This window comes from Pseudomonas sp. 6D_7.1_Bac1, from assembly GCF_025465945.1.
Lineage (GTDB): Bacteria > Pseudomonadota > Gammaproteobacteria > Pseudomonadales > Pseudomonadaceae > Aquipseudomonas.
This window is the reverse complement of the sequence record NZ_JANLNW010000060.1, coordinates 1-17381: the sequence shown is the minus strand read 5'-3', so window position 1 is coordinate 17381 and position 17381 is coordinate 1. Positions and strand designations below refer to the sequence as shown.

9 protein-coding genes are annotated in these 17381 nt (G+C 58.8%); 6 read left to right on the top strand and 3 right to left on the bottom strand.

All coding sequences use genetic code 11. From position 1 onward, the window contains the following. Positions 1-41 precede the first annotated feature (41 nt). Positions 42-2576, top strand: a complete 2535-nt coding sequence (hrpB, locus tag NTD87_RS16270) for an ATP-dependent helicase HrpB (RefSeq protein ID WP_262115042.1) — start codon at positions 42-44, stop codon at positions 2574-2576. Positions 2577-2911: 335 nt separating this feature from the next. On the opposite strand, the gene NTD87_RS16265 is transcribed toward hrpB, so the two are convergent. The 3 genes from NTD87_RS16265 to NTD87_RS16255 all read right to left on the bottom strand — a co-directional run bounded on the left by NTD87_RS16265 (position 2912) and on the right by NTD87_RS16255 (position 12542). After that, positions 2912-9883 carry a TcdA/TcdB pore-forming domain-containing protein gene (locus NTD87_RS16265; protein ID WP_262115041.1) on the bottom strand — a complete coding sequence of 2324 codons (6972 nt, stop codon included), beginning with the start codon at positions 9881-9883 and terminating at the stop codon, positions 2912-2914. 837 nt (positions 9884-10720) lie between these two features. After that, a complete protein-coding gene (locus NTD87_RS16260; RefSeq protein WP_262115040.1) occupies positions 10721-11800 on the bottom strand; it encodes an endonuclease/exonuclease/phosphatase family protein in 1080 nt (359 codons plus the stop codon). A gap of 67 nt (positions 11801-11867) precedes the next feature. Beyond that, entirely contained in the window at positions 11868-12542 is a 675-nt protein-coding gene (locus NTD87_RS16255) for a YciC family protein (RefSeq protein WP_262115039.1), read from the bottom strand. Positions 12543-12718: 176 nt separating this feature from the next. Between NTD87_RS16255 and NTD87_RS16250 the strand changes: the two genes are divergently transcribed. The 5 genes from NTD87_RS16250 to NTD87_RS16230 all read left to right on the top strand — a co-directional run bounded on the left by NTD87_RS16250 (position 12719) and on the right by NTD87_RS16230 (position 17307). Further along, entirely contained in the window at positions 12719-13495 is a 777-nt protein-coding gene (locus NTD87_RS16250) for a DUF2076 domain-containing protein (RefSeq protein WP_262115037.1), read from the top strand. A 138-nt stretch (positions 13496-13633) separates the two neighbouring features. Beyond that, entirely contained in the window at positions 13634-14113 is a 480-nt protein-coding gene (locus NTD87_RS16245) for an NYN domain-containing protein (RefSeq protein WP_262115035.1), read from the top strand. Positions 14114-14135: 22 nt separating this feature from the next. Next, positions 14136-14747 (top strand): PolC-type DNA polymerase III, encoded by a 612-nt coding sequence (locus NTD87_RS16240; protein ID WP_262115034.1) that lies wholly within the window; start codon positions 14136-14138, stop codon positions 14745-14747. Between the two features lie 247 nt (positions 14748-14994). Further along, on the top strand, positions 14995-15921 hold the full coding sequence (yedA, locus tag NTD87_RS16235) for a drug/metabolite exporter YedA (RefSeq protein WP_262115033.1): 927 nt from the start codon (positions 14995-14997) through the stop codon (positions 15919-15921). Between the two features lie 51 nt (positions 15922-15972). Then, a complete protein-coding gene (locus tag NTD87_RS16230) occupies positions 15973-17307 on the top strand; it encodes a DEAD/DEAH box helicase (protein ID WP_262115031.1) in 1335 nt (444 codons plus the stop codon). The last annotated feature ends 74 nt before the right edge of the window (positions 17308-17381 follow it).

The window sequence follows — 17381 nt, the reverse complement described above, 5'->3', positions numbered from 1 at the left end:
GCAGTTCGCCGTTATACTCGGCGATCTGTTTTGGAGCCAGCATGATTTCTTTGCCAATTGATGAAGTTTTACCCGCGCTGCGTGAGGCCTTGGCGACACGCCACGAAGCTGTGCTCGAAGCACCACCCGGCGCCGGTAAAACCACCCGCGTGCCATTGGCGCTGTTGAATGAGCCGTGGCTGGCCGGGCAAACCATCCTCATGCTTGAACCGCGTCGGTTGGCCGCGCGGGCGGCGGCCGAACGGCTGGCCAGTGAGCTGGGCGAAAAAGTCGGTGAAACGGTCGGCTACCGGATTCGTCTGGACAGCAAAGTCGGGCCGAACACCCGCATCGAAGTGGTCACCGAAGGCATCCTCACTCGCCGCTTGCAGGAGGACCCGTCGCTTGCAGGCGTAGGCCTGCTGATCTTCGACGAATACCACGAGCGTAGTCTCGATGCCGACCTGGCGCTGGCGCTGAGCCTCAATGGCCGTGAGCTGTTTCGCGATGAACAGCCGCTGAAGATCCTGTTGATGTCGGCGACCCTTGAAGGCGAACGCTTGGCCGGCTTGTTGAATGACGCGCCGATCCTGCGCAGCGAAGGTCGCATGTACCCGGTGACGATGCGCTGGGGTCGAGCGTTTCAGCCGGGGGAGTTCATTGAACCGCGAGTGGTGCAGACCATTCTCGATGCCTTGAATGATGAAAGCGGCAGCCTGCTGGTGTTCCTTCCCGGGCAAGCGGAAATCCGTCGCGTGCATCAGCAACTGGCCGACGCCTTGGGCGAGCGCTCTGAGGTGCTGCTCTGCCCGTTGCATGGCGAGCTCGATCTGGCGGCGCAACGGGCGGCCATCGATCCGGCGCCGCCCTGCCAGCGCAAAGTGGTGCTGGCCACCAACATTGCCGAGACCAGTTTGACCATCAACGGTGTGCGCGTGGTCATCGACGCTGGGCTGGCGCGAGTGCCGCGTTTTGACCCCGGCAGCGGCATGACTCGCCTCGATACCCAGCGCATCTCCCGCGCCAGCGCCACTCAGCGTGCCGGTCGGGCAGGACGGCTGGAACCGGGCGTGTGCTATCGGTTGTGGTCGCAGGATCAGCATGAACAACTGGCGGCTTATGCCAGCCCGGAAATTCTCTCGGCGGACCTCGCCGGGATGGCCTTGCAGCTCGGGCGTTGGGGTGTTCTGCCTGGGCAGTTGGTCTGGCTCGACATGCCGCCGGCGGCGGCTTATGCACAGGCTCAGGACTTGCTCGAGCACCTCGGTGCGCTTGCAGGCAAGTCCGCTGAAGACCGGAAACTCACGCGTCACGGCCAGGCCATGGCCGAACTGCCGGCCCATCCGCGTATCGCTCATTTGTTACTGCGAGGGCAGGCGCTGGGGTTGGCGAACATGGCCTGCGACGTTGCCGCGTTACTCGGTGAACGGGACATTTTGCGTGGTGTCGGCGCGGACTTGCACAGTCGTCTGGTGCTTTTATCTGGCGAAGAACGGGCGGCACGCGGCGCTCAGGGTGGCGTGCAGCGGGCACGGCAACTGGCCCGGCAATATCGCGGTTATCTACGCGGCAAAGCCGAGGAACCGGTCAGCGATCCAGAGCATCCGCGCTGGCTCGGTGCGCTGTTGGCGCTGGCCTATCCGGACCGCGTCGCGCAGCAACGACGGGCCGGCGGTGCTGAATATCGTCTGGCCAACGGTCGTGCGGCACTGTTCGCCGAAGCCGACAGCCTGATGAAGCAACCCTGGTTGGTAATCGCCGATCTGGGCAGCCGTCAGGGGCAGCGCGAAGAGCGAATTTATCTGGCGGCGGATTTTGATCCGGCGCTGTTCGATTCGGTATTGGCGGAGCAGGTGCGTTGCGTCGATCAACTCGATTGGGACGAGCGTGAGGGCGTGCTGCGGGCCGAGCGTCAGCGCAAGGTCGGCGAGCTGGTGCTCAGCCGCGAGCCGCTGACCGGTCTTGATGAGGCCGCGCGTAGCCAGGCGTTGGTCAATCTGGTGCGTCGCAAAGGGCTGGAGCTGTTGCCGTGGACCCCGGAGCTACGTCAGTGGCAGGCACGCGTTGGGCTTCTGCGAAAACTGGATCTCGATAGGGGCGGAGAGAGTGAATGGCCTGACCTTAGTGATCAGATGCTCATGGCGACCTTAGAAGAGTGGCTTACTCCCTACGTTGCGAAGGTCTCCCGCCTGAGCCATTTCGGGCAACTCGACTTGCCTGCGATTTTGCGCAACCTCCTGCCGTGGCCGCTTCCACAGCAACTGGATTCGCAAGCACCGCAGACAATCACTGTGCCTTCCGGCTCGAACATCCGAATCGATTATAGCGAGCAGCCGCCAGTCTTGGCGGTCAGGCTGCAGGAGCTGTTCGGTCTGTCCGATACCCCGCGTATTGCCAATGGCAAGCAAGTGCTCAAGCTGCACTTACTGTCACCGGCTCGGAGGCCTGTGCAGGTTACCCAGGATTTAGCCAATTTCTGGCGTACGACCTATAGCGATGTGAAGAAAGACCTTAAGGGGAGATACCCAAAGCATTACTGGCCGGATGATCCCTTGGTAGCAGAGGCCACTGCTCGGGCAAAACCCAGGGGTACCTGACCTGCGCTTTGAATAAATGCTCAGACTGGGCAGCGTCAGATGCTGCGCAATGCCTATGGTGCACAGATGAGCTCGATTACACCGAGTGTTAACCAGTCATATGGCATCAAAAAACCATGAGCGGTCGCCGTTGCGAATCCGTTGGGTTGTTCATGAGCTGGACAGCTTCCACAAAAAAACCGAAAGCGCACAAAAAAGCAGAAGGGGCATTGCACCCCTCCAGCTAATTGTCCTGCGATCTCAATACAGCGTAGGCACCAGCCCGGCCTGGGCGGATCGACGACTTTGCGGCAAGTGCGCGCGTCCCTCAACTACGCCAGGCTGCAGCCCTACACTCAAGTCGCCGGGGGCGGCGATTTAATGGCCCACGATAGCGCGAACAGCACGTCCTTGTGGGTCCCCACGGCAGCAAAGACCTTGACTAGCTGGTCAACGCTGACCGCCAACGAAGTGCCCTCTAGCTCGATTTGCAGATGCCGATGCGCCGCGGACGAGCTACTGAATACCCTGCGCACCACCAAGACCGTTCCAGTGTCGGAATCGCTCAGCAGTAGGTCGTCATCGTGGCGGCTGACGAGGATTTGCTCCGGATTGGCCACCGCCATGATCAGGCGATCCAAGGCTTGACCCGGATCCTCGTTGTCAATGACGACGGTTGGGTAATGCCGCCACATTGCCTTGCTGAGGCGGTAGGTATCATCAGCGCCGCCGCCATGCAACACCACTTTGTCGACACCGGCAATGATCGGTGCTGTCAGATCGTCCTTGCTGCCCCCGCCTTGGAGCAGTAGAGACGTACCAAAGCGCCCGGCATTGGTGAAATGGCTCAGCATTTCGCTGCCGCTATCCTTGACCCGATACAGTGTCTGAACCGTTGGGTTATACACGTAGGCCGCCTTTTCCCCTGGGGCGATCCCCAGGAAGCGCAGATTGTCCGCAGCAGGAACACCGCCACTCCAGAACACCTGGCCACTGGCGACATCGAACCAGCCTTGTGCGAGCTTGCCTTGCAAGGTCAGCACCCCTTTGGCCCGCCACTGAGAGGCTACTTTGGCAAGTGCTTGTGGCAGATTGCTGAGGTTATCCTTCTGCCATTCATTGTCGACCGCAACCAGCTGAAGCTCGCCGCTGTTGGCGCGCAGCAAAATCTCGCCCTTGACTGTGGTCAGCCGCATTCCGGTATCGACTTGCTCCGCCGCCCTGAGGTGCAGCTCAGGCGCCAACTCACTGGCAACAGGACGCTGCGCCGACGGTTTAAGCACCTGATCGGCGCCAAACGCGGCGGTCAGTGCATCCGGGGCCATGGCCGGCTGGCGATACAGCTTACCGCTCTGGGGCTCGAAGAGCCGTGCGGCGGAGCCATCCGCTTCGAATTCCAGGAATTGCAGCGACTTGTTCTGCAGCGCCGCCGAAGCTACCACCACCTGACCGTTGTGGTACCACACTGGCAGCACACTCTTGCCGTCAGTGCCTTTGATCCCGAACACGGCTAGGGTGGCGCCCTTGCCATTAACAGCCTCGAGGTCTTTCCACCAAGTTGTACGTCCCTTGAGCCAATGTTCGTTGACGGCTTCGTAGTTGAGCCGCCCCAGAACATCAAGTTGGGCCACGCGCCCATCTTCGGTAATGGCGATCAGGTTGCCGTTCACATCAACCACACTGGCCAGGGGCGGGGCGGTTATCCGCAATGCACTGGGCCGGTTGGCATCGAGTACCGCTTGACCGGCCCCTTCCTGACGAAATAGGACGTTTTGCTCTTTGCTGTAGAAGAAGAACACCTCCTTTGCATTTGAGCGATGCATGCTGCCAGCCAACATCAGGTCAGCCGGGATCGGCCAGGCGCTACGGGTCTGCTCATGCGCTTGGAAGCGCAGTGTCTGGTCCTTTGGTGGCGCCAGATTCGGTTTGATCACCATGCCATCGCTGGTGCGAATCCAGTAGCGGTGCGCTACGCCGGCCGCATCTTTGCCAAACACTGTCACCAGCGCCGCATTGATAGGTTTAACCAAAGGAGCGCGCAGCACATAGGCCGGGGTCGCGCGCGGCGTGCTATTGCTCTCGTAGCCTTTGAGCAAGTCTTTGACCGCATCGCCGTGTTGGTCAGTACGCGCCGAGAGCCGCAACAAGGCATCATCACCCACAGCACTGACCAGTTCCATTTGATCGCCTGAGATCCGATAGCTCAGCTCGGCCTCACTACCATCCTTGAGCAGATGATTGCGAACCAGGTGGACTGCATCGCCCTCCTGCCATAGCCGGCTGATCTTGCCCGCACTTTGACTGAACCATGGATCGAACTGCGCGTTGACCTGTCCGTTGGCAATCGTGACCCGCCACACAGCCGCGTTCTCGGCGTCATAGAAATAGGCATGGTCGCCAATCACCGCCCCCAGATTACCTTGCTTGGCCTGTTCTTGGACGGTGTCAGTAAACAGCATCCGGTCCTTGGCCACATCGTAGAACCCTCGCCCAACATTGCGTCCGCCATGGTTGTAGTTCTCAACCACCACATATTGCCCATTCAGTTGATGCTTCTGGGCAAGTTCACGCAGATATTGCTCAATTGGCTGGCCAGGAACCTTCCACTTGCTGGCGTCTTCGCCCACGACCTGAGTGGTCAGGCGGGCGAAATCGACTTCACGTACCTCGCCCTTGTGGCTAATCACCAGTACGCGTTCGCTCTGGGGCGAATCGAGGTCAACAACTACGCCGCCGACCACCAGTCGACTCTTCGAGACGGTGATGTGGTCACTATCGAGCTGATTGCTGTCAATGATCCAGCGTGACGGCACGCTTGCGCTAGCGCTGGTCAATTTGACAGTGGCACCTTCGTTGAGCGCGATTAAATACTCTCCCCCCCCACCCTTTATCTCGTAGTGCAGGTAGCCGTGCAGCTCCTTGGGTAGCTCGGGCACCAACAGGTGTCGGTTGCGCTGATCGAGCACCACGTCGATCGGGGTCGCGACGTACTCTTGATGAATCCTGCTGACCGTATATTCAGATGGAAAAATGTAGAAGTCGTAGTCGAACCGGTAGTCCTGCTCAAGCCTGCGGATGACATCGAAGCCAGAATCGTGACGAGTGGTTGCGCCAGGGAAATGAATGTATCCATAGCTGATATAGGATTTGACTGTGCCCGGTAGAATGACCACCTTGCTGTCGCTGTGAGAGAGCCCATGCTGGCTCCCGTAACCAATTCCACTACGCACCTCGATCGCCTGGCTGCGGTCACGAACAATGGTCGGAAAGTCACCGCCCCAGAAGAAGTAGTTGATTTTCCCCGACCCAGTTTTACCGTGATGAGTGCGATAGATGTACTGGCTGTCGAATTCGACCTGACCCTGGAGCAGGTTAAGGGTCTTGATCACCGCCCCAGCAAGGGGCGCCAGCACCTGTTGCTTGTCGTCGTAACGGTAGCCATTGCCTTTGTACGCGGCGTCAACTGCATCAAAGTAACGGCCCACTGCCTTGATGTCCTCCGCCACCGGAGCAAACGCTTGCGCCAATCCAGTAAAGCCCACCGCGAGCCCACCCAAGATCACCCCAGCCCCACCAAGCACCGCCCCGGCAGTCGAGGCACCGAGCAGCCCGGCACCAATCCCCGCAGCACTCGAGACGAAACTGGCCGAGTCGAACGCCAACTGGGTCCCGTAGATAGCCTTCTGGCCTTCATTCTCGGCATACGCCAGCTCGTAGGCGTCCAGTACGACGAAGGCGCCGCCAAACGCCACGCCTACGCCTTCGTTGACGGTGTGGCCCAAGGATGAGACAAAGTCCTTTAGCGAGGTTTCAGCAGCCACCACTTCGCCGCGTAACGCTGTACGGACTAGCGCGATGATCTTGGTCACGTCCTGTACGCCGCCATGAACCATCTGAGCGAGATTCAGATAGCTGTGGACCTTCAAGGCGATCGCCAACTCAGGCGACGTAATGCCGCTGGCCGCGTCTTGACGACTCTTATCGGTAAACCAACGGATCAGCGCCTGCACCGCAAACCCGGAGTTCAAACCGTCAACTGGCGCCGCTTCGCCGGCTCCAGCCTTAGGCCGAATCTGGCCGCGATCGAGCGTATAGTGTTCGCCCATGGCCGAGGTGTGCTCATCGACAAAGTCGCGGAACTCGACAAAGATGGCGTCGTGAGTGGTCAGCCAGCGAGTTTCCTCGGGCTGCTCACGGTTGATGAACTGTACCTCGTAGCGCCCCTCACCTTGCTTTTGGGTATTGGCAATCACCGGCATCCAGCGGTAATCCAGACCCGCCTCCAGGGCAAGCCGGGTACTGGCCTCGTGATACTTGACGCCCCACTGCTCGGCATCGAAAGTCGCCAATGAGGCGCGTAACAGAGAGTCCGCGCCTACCCGCTCTTGCGCATTGACCGTACGCTCAACCTGGTGTTGTGTTTCGATCACATTGACCAACTCACCGGGACGGCTCAGATCGGCCACGCTCAGGCGGCGGTTCAAGGGAACCGCGGCCATCTTGTCAGTATCGATTTCAACCAGATTGAAAATCGGTGACGACGCGCTGCCCAACGAGCCGTAATGAGCCGCCAGTTTGCGGTCTACCAAGTGCTGCGTCATCGCCTTGGACAGACTATTCGTATCTTCGAAGGCAAAAATCCCCACATTCGGGTCATAGAAATAGTAACGACGTCCTTCGGCTCCAACGGTGCTTCCCACCATCATCGAGTGCCCTTGAGTATTAAGCGCGAACATCGAAGTCTGGGTTGATGCGGCCAGCCGGGACACAACATCACGCAGTTTGACCCGGCCCCGCGCCGTTGACGCCTGAACGGCATCCACGTTGGAGTGCAACGTGATCAGACTATTTTTGAGCAGCGTGGAGCTACCGGCTTCTGGATCAGCGGCGGCCAGGAACAATTTTTCAACCAGGCTATCAATACCTTCCTCGCCACCACTGGCGAGTGCCACTGCCATCGCCCGGACCAAGGGGTAGCAACGGCCACCGGATTTGTCGCCGACCAGCGACAGATAAAAGTCCTGCGGCACCAGACGGCTGAACGTACTGCCGGCGCCCTGAAAGTCCTCGCTGAATACGGCTGCCTGCGCCAAGACCTTGTCGATGTACTCCGCTTGGCTCACTTCAGTAATGCGCCCACTCAATGCCCCCTTCTGCGTGGGGGTCAGTTGCCCCTCAAGAACCAAACGTTTCATCTCCAGAACCGACGTCTTGTCGTCTACCCCAGGGATAGTGGTCTCGTGGAAGTTGCGCAAGCCTTCGACGAACGCTGAACCTAGAGCTCCACGCTGGTAAGCTTCAGTGATCGCGTAATGTTCGGCCAGGCTGCTAGTGCGTTCCTCCCCCCCATCCTGAATCGATGCATCGTCAATCCGCACCACGGCGCCCGTACCGTTTTTGGCCTTGATCTGTTGCCAGAGCCAGGTCTTTTCCACGGAGCTGGCTTCACGCAACACTGCGTCGTACTGCGCCTTGTAGTAATCCAGAGTGAGGTTGACCTGCTTGATCTGTTGGTCGATCAAGGTGGTTTGGGTTGAATTCCGTCGCGTCTCATGAAGCTGGGATCGCTTGTCTACCAACTGCTGGATGTCGGTGTTGATCTTGGCATGAACCTGATCACGCAGTTTAGTCCACTCGGCAATCGCGGGGTGATGAGGAGAAAACTCCCCCGTTGTGTAAACACCGTCGGTGATCCCTTCGACGGACACTCGGAACTGGGCCGCAACCTTCTTCAGTTGTTGGTGAACCTGTTCGCGGTAGGTGGCAAATTCGGTTTGGTTTTGCTCCACCACTTGATCACCCGCGACCTGGATCGAGATCGGTTCCTCACCATTGCGTAACTTTGGCCATAGCATCTGAGCCTCTCGTTGGTACTCCTGCTTCTGAAACACCAATTGCCATTCGCCATTGATGTACTGCATGTATGCCGCTGCGAGGCCTTCAGCAGTGCCGGGGATTTGATAATCCTTATAGTCAACGGCCATTACCACGCGGTCATAAAGTAACGAGCTGTTGACTCGACCATCGTGGTACACCCGGTAGGTATTGGCGTCGAGTGTGGTCACTACCAGCGAGCACCCCGACAACGTTCCCGTGAATAGGAAGGCGCTGGGGGCTGCCCGCTTGGGAATATCCACATAGGCGGGTGACGCATTAGCCTGGTTGGAGCCGTTGTAGCCGAGGAAATACGCCTGCACGCTGTCACGGTGGTCAGATTGGTCGATGTATTCGACCTCGTACACGCCTGGCGTGACGTTCACCAGTTGTGCATGCCCCTCTGCCGGCAGGCGCCCTGACTTGGCCAGTGCCTCAGCGCTGATCGTATGGGATTTGGCGAACAGTACAGGATCAGTAATAAACTGCTGGATGTCGACGCTGCCTTCGCGGGGTTCAGCCCCGCCGCTCATAGGAACCAGCCCGCCCTTGAGTTTGCGGTCTAGCACTGCTTGAGCGAGCAGGGCCGGATTACGTACATCGTACCCGCGTGTCTGCAAGACTCTCGGCAAGGTCTTCTCGATAGGGGTATCGGTGAGCAAGGACTGAGCACCCGCTGCCGCAATCAATTTTGCCCTGGACTGGCCGTGACTGCTCGATTCACCCTCGGCTGTCTCAGAGTAGGCAATGCCTTTGCCCACTCGGTACATGCCGCTCGGGGTATGCTCAACAAAGGCTGTCGCCGGTAGCAGCTCGCTGAGTTTTTTATTGATAGCCTGGGCATATTCCACTCCAGCGCTGGAAAGGTAGATCACGGCCTGGTCGGTAAGACTGCCAAGCTTTTTCGGCCCGATGATCTTGGCCTGATCAAGCCAGCCTCGATTGTCGTCACTGAACAATTGGGTCAACGCCTGGGCCAACTGATTGAAGTGCGCCTTATCGACGTTGATGGTCAACCGCGCTCCAACCTTGGCGCGAGCACCGTGCCGCTGCGCGAAGTCCTTGGGCAGTACTCGAAATGCTTCGGCTCCCTCCAGAACGCTATCGGGTTGCGACGATAATGCAACTTTCTCACTGCCTTGCACCAGGATGTCGACGGTCTCAACGCGAGCAGCCAGCGCCTTGATATAGGCAACAAACTCCCGTTGTTCATTTTCGTCGAGGCCGCTGACACCGATTGGAGTGTCGTTGCTGTAACGCTGGTAAGCATCTTTCTCCAGCGTGTCTTCCAACAGCCGTTGCTTGCCAAGTGCCTCGGGGGTCCACTTTTTACCGTTATCCCGGTAGTTACTTTTAATTTCATCGATCAGTGTCTGTACTTTTTTTGTTCGGCTCATCTCTTTAAATGTTGCTTGCGCAGATGCAAGTAACGATTGATAGCTGTTGCTAGGCATCATATGTCTCCTGAGAAAAGTTATATTAATTACGAGGTGCAACACGTGAACTCACGTGATGGCAGTTATAAGACCGTCAATGATCGGGCGCTTAACGTGATTAATCTTCCATTATTGAAGCCCGGCAAGCGCGGACCGATGAGGCAGTGTCAGATGTGAAGGCTGCATGGCCAAGCCGCTAACAAACAAACCAGTAGTTACCTAAAGGTCGCGATTGGCGGGGCTCTGTGTAACCAATTCATGGCACGTACAAACAATCAGTATTCAATGCTTGCTTGTGCATTACAGTAACTCGATCATGCTTTACTGTGTGTCGACAATCAACAAGGGTATGATTTCATATTCCTGTCTGGCTATCCGAGACTGAAAGGATTAAAAGTGCAGTTGTGAAGTGAGATGGCCTATATAGATCTTAAGGCAGCAGTATGTTATCCCATACTGTCAGTCCGATAGCGGGGGGCGTTGCCTAAGCGCGGTTTAGCGAAGTTTGCAGCTGCAATAAATATAATCCATGGGCTTTATGATGCCCCAGTTCGGCCCTGAAAAACCTTAAAGTCGGAGCCGCTACATCGAGCATCCAATGTCAGCGTTGAAGGTGGGGGCGCCTCAGTTACGGTGGGTAACTTGCATCACTCTGCTTCTCTTGTGTTTTTAGCCGCAGAGGTTTTCTTTTTTAAAGCTGATGGGTTGGCATAACTGCAAAGTATTCAATTTGACTTAACAATCCGTCACAAGGTGCAGTGCTCGCCCCCGGATTAATGCCGCGCAGAGGTAAGATCTAGCGACCCAAAGCCTGAATTTGATGCATTCCTGCACGGAGCGTGAGAACGATCAGTGTTACGGGGCGGCGGGCAGCAGAAACCGTGCAATCACCGGCAAATGGTCGGAGATGCGCAACGTATCCTCCTGTCGCACCTGTGCTTCGACCCGTTTGATCCGCGGGCTGTAGAACAGGTAGTCGACGGTGCGATCCGGGCCGTTGAGGGCGGGGTCATTGGGGTAGTGGGTCAACCACTGGTCCCGATCAATGCCGCTGGCCTCGTTGTTGGTCGGGATCATCGGGTACTTGTCCCACAGCACATGCAGCGCGCTGTCGGCGGAGTAGGGTGTGCGCTGCTCGGGCGCGAGGCGCTGATACTGGCCCAGCGGTAACAGGTTGAAGTCGCCGCCGATCAGCCACGGCGTACCGTGGCCTTCGTATGTGTCGAGCACTTTGGCAACCGCCGTCACCTTGGCTTGCACGGTTTCGTCCGGCTGCACGGCCCGATCGAGGTGAGTATTGAGCACCGCCATTTGCCCGCCGTCGCGCAGCGGCAAGTAACTCACCAGCAGGGCATTTTTCGGCTGGTACTGGCGGCTGATGAAGTTGATCGGTGCTTCGGGCAGTTGCAGGCGTTCGGCGTGTTCGATCTGGTAGCGGCTCAAGGTCGCCAATTGCCGGCCGACGCTGCCGAAAATATGCGGGTTGGGAACGAAGTCGGCCTTCCAGTCGAAGGCGTGTGTGCTGCAAGGGTAGAGGTCGGCCAGGCGTTCCTGGAGCAGTTTGAGCTGATTCTGATAGTCGCTGGCCTTGGCGTCATCATCCAGTTCTTGCAGCAGGACCAGGTCCGGCTGTTCATCGCGGATCACCCGCGCCACTTCGTCGAGGCTGAAGGCCATGTCTTCCGGGGTCGGGCTTTCGTCGGTGCCTTGGGCCAGGTCATTCCAGAACACATAGCGTTTGCCTGCCAGGTACTGAACGTTCCAGGTCATCACCTTCAACGCCTGACCCGGCACCAGCGTGGGGGCCACGCTGGTGCAACTGACCGCCAGCGTCTCTTTGGCATCGGGGCGCCAGGTCAGGCTATAGAGCAAGGCAGACAGCAGGCCGATGAGCATCAGCAGGCCCAGCAGGGTGTAGCGCAGTAGACGGGTCATGGCTCGGCTTGGCGTTACAAAGTTGAGCCCGAGCATAACCGAGGCCCAGACCCCAAGGGTAGAGCTGTCAGGCGCTTCCTTCGGGTCTGTCAGGCGCCTCGCTGATCAACATGAACAGGCGAAACAGCACCACGCTGGTGAACAATTGCAGAAAACTGTGAACACTTTCGATGATCAGCGTCAGTGCCGGGTTCTGCGGCTCCGGGTAGATGGCCATGCTCGCGCCCTTGAGCACCCACAACGGGCCCATCACACAGAAAATGCAGAACAGAATGCGCAGGAAGTTGCCACGGGCCAGGCGCATGCTTTCCCTGATGGCCTGTAGCGGTTGCATATTGCGCAGCACCAACAGGTACTCGGCAAAGGCGAGCATCACCATCAGCCAGATGCCTGGCAGGAAATACAGCGACAAACCCACCAGAATCAGCAATGTATTGAGCGCCGTCAGCAGGGCGAAGCGCGGCCACAGGCTGACAGACGCCGACAACAGGTCCAGCGTGCGCGGCGATTCGCCACGGCTGCGGGCATCGAGAAACAGGATCAGCGCGGCGGTGTACAAGGGGTAGACCAGTAGCCCGACGATCACGCTATAGCCGGGAAATGCCTCCGGCCCCTGGGAGTGGTCGACCAGTTGCTGAAGCAGGGCTTCGAGCACCACCAATGGCAGACACAGCGGCACGATGCGGCCCAGGTTGCGCTGGAAGAAATACAGGGAGTCGCGGAGTACGTCTAACGGATTCATCGGTCGCTATCGCAGGTTACAAAGTATGTAGACACTGTAACCGATGCAACCGGCAGTCGAGCAAACGTAAACGTTCGGTAAAGGCTATTGAAACAACCGGTAACAGCCCCATAACTAGTGAGCACCTTCTCCATAAGGGAAAAGGACAATGATTTCCGGCAATCTATGAGGTCGCCATGAACAGCGAAGAACAAACCCTGATCGATGGACTGTTTTCCCGGCTGCAACAGGCCGAGACGGATTCAGCCCCGCGCGATGCCTTGGCCGAAGCGCGGATCAAGGAACATTTGAACCGCCAGCCTGCGGCGGGCTATTTCATGACTCAGGCGATTCTGGTGCAAGAGGCAGCAATCAAGAGCCTCGACGAGCAGAACAAACAGCTCACCCAGCAAATCCAGCAACTGCAAGCCGAATTGCAACAAGCCAAGGCTCAGGCCGCCGCACCGGCGTCGAGCAGCAGTGGCGGTGGTTTCCTGTCGAGCATCTTCGGTGGTTCCCGTGATCCGCAGCCTGCACCGACCCAAAGCGCACCGGCATCGAGCGGCGGCTGGCGTGAACCGGCGCGGCCTTCTGCCCCACCACCACAAAACTATGGTGCGCCACAGCAGAACTTTGGTGCCCCGCAACAAGGCTATGCCCCGCAGCAACCGGCTCCGGCTCCGGCAGCGGGCAGCAGCTTCCTCGGTGGTGCCTTGAAAACCGCAGCCGGCGTGGCGGGTGGCGTGATGCTGGCAGAAGGTATCAGCAGCCTGTTCCACAGCAATCAGCAGCCGCAGCAAATCGTTGAAGTCATCAAGGAAGAGCCGGCACCGGCCAGTGATTCCGGCAATGGCTGGGGCAATGACGACCAGCGCATGGCCAACAATGATTCCTGGAGCAACAGCGACCAGGGCGGCGACAGCGACGACAGCTCATTCTTCGGCGGCGGTGATGACGACGATTCCTTCGTCTGATACGCCATTCGTCCGGGGCCTTATAGCGCCCCGGACTGATTATTCGCGGAAAATTCCTTCTGGCTGGCATACTGGGCGACTTTTCAGATCTTGGGTCTGATCAATCGCCTGCGCTTGTGTGCGCCATGAGGATTTGCGGTGAAGAAGATCGCAGTGTTCGCCGATGTCCAAAACCTCTATTACACCGTGCGCCAGGCCTACGGTTGTCATTTCAACTACGCCGCCCTGTGGGCTGACATCAGTCAGCGTGGGCAGATCGTCGAGGCCTATGCCTACGCCATCGATCGCGGCGACAGCAAGCAGCAGCAATTCCAGCAGATCCTGCGCAACCTCGGTTTCATCGTGAAGCTCAAGCCCTACATCCAGCGCAGCGATGGTTCGGCCAAGGGCGACTGGGACGTGGGCATCACCCTTGACATCATGGACGCCGCCGATCACGTCGACGAAGTGGTGCTGGCCTCGGGTGACGGTGATTTCGACATGCTGCTGGAGCGGATCATCAGCAAGCACGGCGTTGAAGCGGTTGCCTATGGCGTGCCGGGGCTCACCGCCAACTCGCTGATTCGCGCTGCCAGTCGTTACGTGCCGATCGAAGGCGCATTGCTGCTTAAAAACTGAACAATTTACCCAAGGAACAGGTTTGGAACGCATAGCCGTCATCGACTTTGAAACCACCGGAATCTCCCCGAGCAGCAGCTGCCGGGCCACTGAAATTGCCGTGGTGATTCTTGAACAGGGGCGCATCGTCGAGCGTTACCAAAGCCTGATGAATGCCGGTGTGCGAGTGCCAGCGTTCATCGAGCAACTGACCGGCATCAGCAACGCCATGTTGCGCACCGCACCCTCGGCCGAGCAGGTGATGAACGAGGTCAACGAGTTCGTCGGCATCACGCCACTGCTGGCCCACAACGCTGCGTTCGACCAGAAGTTCTGGGACTACGAGTTGGGGCGGATCAAACGCACACGCTTGCAGAACTTTGCCTGCTCGCTGTTACTCGCCCGCCGCCTGATGCCGGCCGCACCGAACCACAAACTCGGCACCCTCACCACCTTCGCTCAATTGCCCCATACCGGCCAGGCTCACCGGGCCATGGCCGACGCCGAAATGGCCGCCAACCTCACCGCCCATCTGGCACAGGAACTGCGGCACAAATACGGCTTGCGCGAGTTGTCCCATGATCTGCTGTGCAGCTTGCAGAAGGTGCCGGCGGCGAAGATCAACGAACACCTCAAGCGCCATCGCGGGTTCTGACCGCAGCACCACCTCCATGTGGGAGCGAGCCTGCTCGCGATAGCGGTCTGTCAGTCACTTGTGGGGTGAGCGTGCCGGCGTCATCGCGAGCAGGCTCGCTCCCACAGTGGCGCAGTTATCCCAACGGCATGCGTTTCTCAAAGGTGCTTTGAAAAGTGTACCGGCCTTATAAACAGGTTTTGTAACTTAAGTTTCGTCTGTCGGCTTTCTAAAATAACGCTCTCCTTGTCCTGCCTTCGAGCGTCCCATGCCTGGCCTGCGCCGTTTCCCGTTACCGCTGATGGGTGCCTTTTTCGCGTTGTACGTGATCTGGGGGTCGACCTATCTGGTGATTCGCATCGGCGTGCAGTACTGGCCGCCACTGATGCTCGGCGGCATTCGTTTTATTGTCGGCGGGACGCTGATGTACGCCTTCCTGCGCTGGCGCGGTGTGCCAGCGCCGACGTGGCCGCAGTGGAAGGCGGCGGGGTTAATCGGGATGTTGTTGCTCAGTTTTGGCAACGGCGCGGTCAGCATGGCCGAGCACACGGGCGTAGCCTCCGGCGTCGCGGCATTGGCGGTGGCGACAGTGCCGTTGTTTACCTTGCTCTGCGGGTATTTCTGGGGCGCGCGTAATACCCGTCTGGAATGGGCGGGGATTGTGCTGGGGCTGATCGGTATCGCCATGCTCAATCTGGGCTCCAATCTGCAATCGAGCCCTTTGGGGGCTGCACTGCTGATTGGTGCGGCGGCAGCCTGGGCGTTTGGTTCGGTGTGGAGCAAGCATTTGCCATTGCCTCAGGGCGCGATGTCCAGCGCGGCGCAAATGCTGGTCGGTGGCGTGGTGCTGTTGATCGGCAGCGCGCTCAAGGGAGAACACCTGGACCGCCTGCCGCCGCTGGAAGGCTGGGCAGCACTGGTGTACCTGACCGTCTTCGGGTCGATCATTGCTTTCAACGCCTACATGTACCTGCTCAAGCACGTGCGCCCGGCAGCGGCCACCAGTTATGCCTACGTCAACCCGGCGGTGGCGGTGTTGCTGGGGATCGTTTTTGCCGGCGAAAGCATCGGCATCGAAGAGGCGGTGGCGATGGCGGTGATCATCAGCGCCGTGGTGTTGATCGGCTTGCCGCAGTGGCGACGTGCTCCTGAGCGGCCTGCCGCCGTGGTGCTGACAGAATCCCGTGTGAATTAGGGTAAACTGCGCGCCATTGCACACTCGCGCTGATTTTCCTACGGTATTCCCATGACTTTCGCCACTCTTGGCCTGATCGAACCCTTGCTGCGCGCCCTTGAGACGCTCGGTTACCAGACCCCAACCCCAGTGCAGACGCAAGCCATTCCGGCGGTGCTGGCCGGTCGCGATCTGATGGCTGCGGCCCAGACCGGCACCGGCAAGACCGCAGGTTTCGCTGTGCCGCTGTTGCAGTTGCTGGCCATGGAAGGGCCGAAAGTCACCAGTAACTCGGTGCGTGCGCTGATCCTGGTGCCGACCCGTGAACTGGCCGAGCAGGTTCATGAAAGCGTGCGTCAGTACGCTGAACACCTGCCGCTGAGCACCTATGCGGTGTACGGCGGCGTCAGCATCAACCCGCAAATGATGAAGCTGCGTAAAGGCGTCGACCTGCTGGTGGCTACGCCCGGTCGTCTGCTGGATCTGTTCCGCCAGAACGCGCTGAAGTTCAACCAGTTGCAAACCCTGGTGCTGGACGAGGCCGATCGCATGCTCGATCTGGGTTTCTCCGAAGAACTGGCGAACATCTACAAGGCACTGCCGAAAAAACGTCAGACACTGCTGTTCTCCGCGACCTTTTCCGATGCGATTCGCGAGTTGGCCGGGCAAATGCTCAATGATCCGCTGAGCATCGAAGTCAGCCCGCGTAACGTTGCGGCCAATACGGTCAAGCAATGGGTGGTCACGGTCGACAAGAAGCGCAAGGCCGAGCTGTTCATTCACTTGCTGCGCAAGAATCGCTGGAAGCAGGTGCTGGTGTTCGCCAAGACCCGCAACGGCGTTGACCAGTTGGTGGAAAAGCTCCAGGGCCTGAGCGTAAATGCCGACGGCATCCACGGCGACAAACCACAAGCCACGCGTCAGCGCGCACTGGACCGCTTCAAGGCCAGTGAAGTGCAGATTCTGGTGGCCACCGACGTCGCCGCCCGTGGTCTGGATATCGAAGATTTGCCGCTGGTGGTGAACTTCGACCTGCCGATTGTCGCCGAGGACTACATCCACCGTATCGGTCGTACCGGCCGTGCGGGCGCGACCGGCGAGGCGATTTCGCTGGTGTGTGCCGATGAGGTGAATCAGCTGTCGGCCATCGAGATGCTGACGCGTCAGACCTTGACCCGCCATATGGAACAGGATTTCGAACCGGAACACCGCGTGCCGGACACCGACGCCAGCGGCCAAGTGGTCAAGAAGCCGAAAAAGCCGAAGAAGCCAAAAGTCTCCGGTGGCGGCAAACGCAACCTGGGCAAGTGGGTGGAGAGCGGTGATGCTTCGGCGCCGGAACCTTCGATCAAGCCTGTGCGAAAAGTGCCGGTGTTCAATACCGGGCCGCGTAAGCGTAAGCCTTGACGGCAGCGCCAGGTGTCTGATGCCGTATTCCATGTGGGAGCGAGCCTGCTCGCGCGGTGGGGTTGTCAGTCAAC